The sequence below is a fragment of the Cellulomonas bogoriensis 69B4 = DSM 16987 genome (assembly GCF_000767165.1).
Lineage (GTDB): Bacteria > Actinomycetota > Actinomycetes > Actinomycetales > Cellulomonadaceae > Actinotalea > Actinotalea bogoriensis.
This window is the reverse complement of the sequence record NZ_AXCZ01000259.1, coordinates 1-2565: the sequence shown is the minus strand read 5'-3', so window position 1 is coordinate 2565 and position 2565 is coordinate 1. Positions and strand designations below refer to the sequence as shown.

The 2565-nt window shown below is 74.4% G+C and carries 3 protein-coding genes; 2 read left to right on the top strand and 1 reads right to left on the bottom strand.

Features of this window, described 5'->3' with window-relative positions:
* The coding region (locus tag N869_RS14290; RefSeq protein WP_035062697.1) for a glutamyl-tRNA reductase at positions 1–1324 on the bottom strand (1324 nt) is incomplete at its 3' end.
* A 56-nt stretch (positions 1325–1380) separates the two neighbouring features.
* Here N869_RS14290 and hemE point away from each other — a divergent pair.
* Together hemE and N869_RS17085 are read left to right on the top strand one after the other, a co-directional pair.
* Entirely contained in the window at positions 1381–2457 is a 1077-nt protein-coding gene (gene hemE / locus N869_RS14285; RefSeq protein WP_035062695.1) for a uroporphyrinogen decarboxylase, read from the top strand.
* A 3-nt stretch (positions 2458–2460) separates the two neighbouring features.
* On the top strand, positions 2461–2565 hold a 105-nt coding region (locus tag N869_RS17085), incomplete at its 3' end, for an NAD(P)-binding protein (RefSeq protein WP_156968572.1).

Below are 2565 nucleotides of genomic sequence, written 5' to 3'. Positions count from 1 at the left end.
CCCCCGCCACACCCTGGCCGGCCTCACGGTCGCCCGGCACGGGCTCGACACCTGACGGCAGGGTCACGCCGAACACCGCCTCGACGCCGTCCCGGTACCGGTCCACCTGGCCGGCGCGGGCGTGCTCCCGTGCCCGCACGGTCGGGCCGTGCATGAGCGCCGCGGTGACCCGCCGCAGTGACCGTTCGACCTGGGCGGCGGCCTCGGCACCGGCGCGTGCCCGCACCCGGTCGACCTCGGCGCGCACCGTGCGGTCCACCTCCGTGCGCAGCGCCACCACCGCGGGCACCACCTCGAGCTCGGCGAGCCCCGCCTCGAACTCCTGCGCGGCGCGGTCCACGATGTCCAGCCCGGCAGTGACCGCGGGGGTGACGGTCGTCGGTGAGTGCTGCTGCACCGTCGCCAGGTCCACCAGGTGCACCCCGTCCACGCCCGCGACCTTCGGGTCGATGTCGTGGTGCAGCGCCAGGTCGATGAGCACCACCGGTCTGGGTCTCCCGCCCGACTCCGTGGCCGCGCGGCGTGCCGCCACGACCATGTCCGTGTCGATCACCGGCCCCAGCGCCCCGCTGCACGACAGGACGACGTCCGCGCGGGCCAGCTGGTCCGGCAACGTGCCCGGGTCCACGGCCTCCAGGTCACGCTCGGCGGCGAACACCGCCGCCCGGCCCGACGGGGAGTGCACGGCGACGTCCCTCACGCCGCGCGCCTGCAGCGCGGTGACGCTCGCACCGGCATACGAGCCGGTCCCGATGAGCAGTACCCGGGCGTGGGCCAGGTCCAGGCCCTCGTCGGCCAGGACATGCCCGGCGATGTCCAGGGCCACCCCCACCACCGACCGACCCGTACCGGCCAGGCCGGTGCGGGCACCCACCGCACGGGACGTGCGCGACGCCGTCTGGAACAGGCGCTCCAGGCGGGGCGACGTGGTCCGCTGGGCGCGGGCGGTGTGCAGCGCGCGACGCACCTGCCCGGCGACCTCCCGCTCCCCCACCACCATCGAGTCCAACCCGGACGCCACCGCGAACAGGTGCTGGGCGACGTCCGCGCCGACGCGGGCCTGCAGGGAGTCGCGCACGTCGGCGACGGCCAGCCCGCTGGTGCGGGCGACGGTCGCGGTCACGGCGGCCAGCGCGTCGTCGGTGCCCCGGCACGACTCGGCGACGTCCAGGTACACCTCGAACCGGTTGCACGTCGCCAGGACGACGCAACCGGTGATCTCGTGGCTGTCAGCCACGACCTCGGTCCCTACGGAGTGCGCTCCCGAGCTCAGCTGCTCGAGCACGTCCAGATCGAGATCGCGGTGACTCGCCGTCAGCGTCATGAGCACCACAACGGCCTGATTGAACCAGGCGCGGGAATGTTCGGCACAATCGGGGGGTGAATCTTCCTGGGAACCACCCTCTGGCCGCCGGGCTGACGTCCGAATCCGCGCTGGTCCGCGCTTTCCGCGGGCACCCGCCCCGCATTAGTGGTGACCTGCGCCACACCCCGGTGTGGTTCATGCGTCAGGCCGGCCGGTCGCTGCCGGAGTACCGGGCCCTGCGGGAGGGCGTGGCGATGCTCGACTCGTGCCTGGACCCTGCGATGGCCAGCGAGATCACCCTCCAGCCGGTGCGGCGGCACGGGGTGGACGCCGGGATCTTCTTCAGCGACATCGTCGTCCCGCTGCTGCTGGCGGGCGTCGAGGTCGACATCGTGCCCGGCACGGGCCCGGTGTTCGCCGAGCCCGTGCGCACCGCGGCGGACGTCGCCCGGTTGCGGCCCCTGGAGGCCGGGGCCCTGGACCCCGTGGCCGAGGGCGTGGCCCGCACCGTCGAGGCGCTGGGAAGCACACCCTTGATCGGGTTCGCGGGGGCGCCGTTCACGCTGGCCAGCTACCTGGTCGAGGGCGGCCCGTCCAAGGACCAGCTGCGGGCACGGACCCTCATGCACGCCGACCCGTCCACGTGGACGGCGCTCATGGACTGGGCGGCGGACGTCACCGGGGCGTTCCTGCGGGCGCAGGTGCTGGCCGGTGCGAGCGCGGCACAGCTGTTCGACTCCTGGGCGGGCTCGTTGTCCCTGGCCGACTACGAGACGCACGTGGCACCCGCGTCCCGACGCGCGTTGTCGCACGTCAGCGACCTGGATGTGCCGGTGGTGCACTTCGGGACGGGCACCTCCGAGCTGCTGGTCGCGATGCGGGACGTGGGCGCGGACGTCGTCGGTGTGGACCACCGCATCGGGTTGGCCGAGGCGAACCGGCGTCTGGGTGGCACCACACCGGTGCAGGGCAACATCGACCCCGCCCTGCTCGGTGCGCCGTGGCCGGTGCTCGAGGCGCACGTGCGGGACGTCCTGGCCCAGGGCGCGCAGGCCCCGGCGCACGTGCTGAACCTGGGGCACGGTGTGCCGCCCGGCACGGACCCGGACGTCCTGACGCGCGTGGTGGCGCTGGCGCACGGGGAGTCCTGACCCGTGGGGCGCGCGGTCGTGGTGGTGGGTGCCGGGCTCGGTGGCCTGGTGCTGGCCCGTGACCTGGCCGCCGCAGGTGCCCAGGTCACGGTGCTGGAGGCAGGTGCC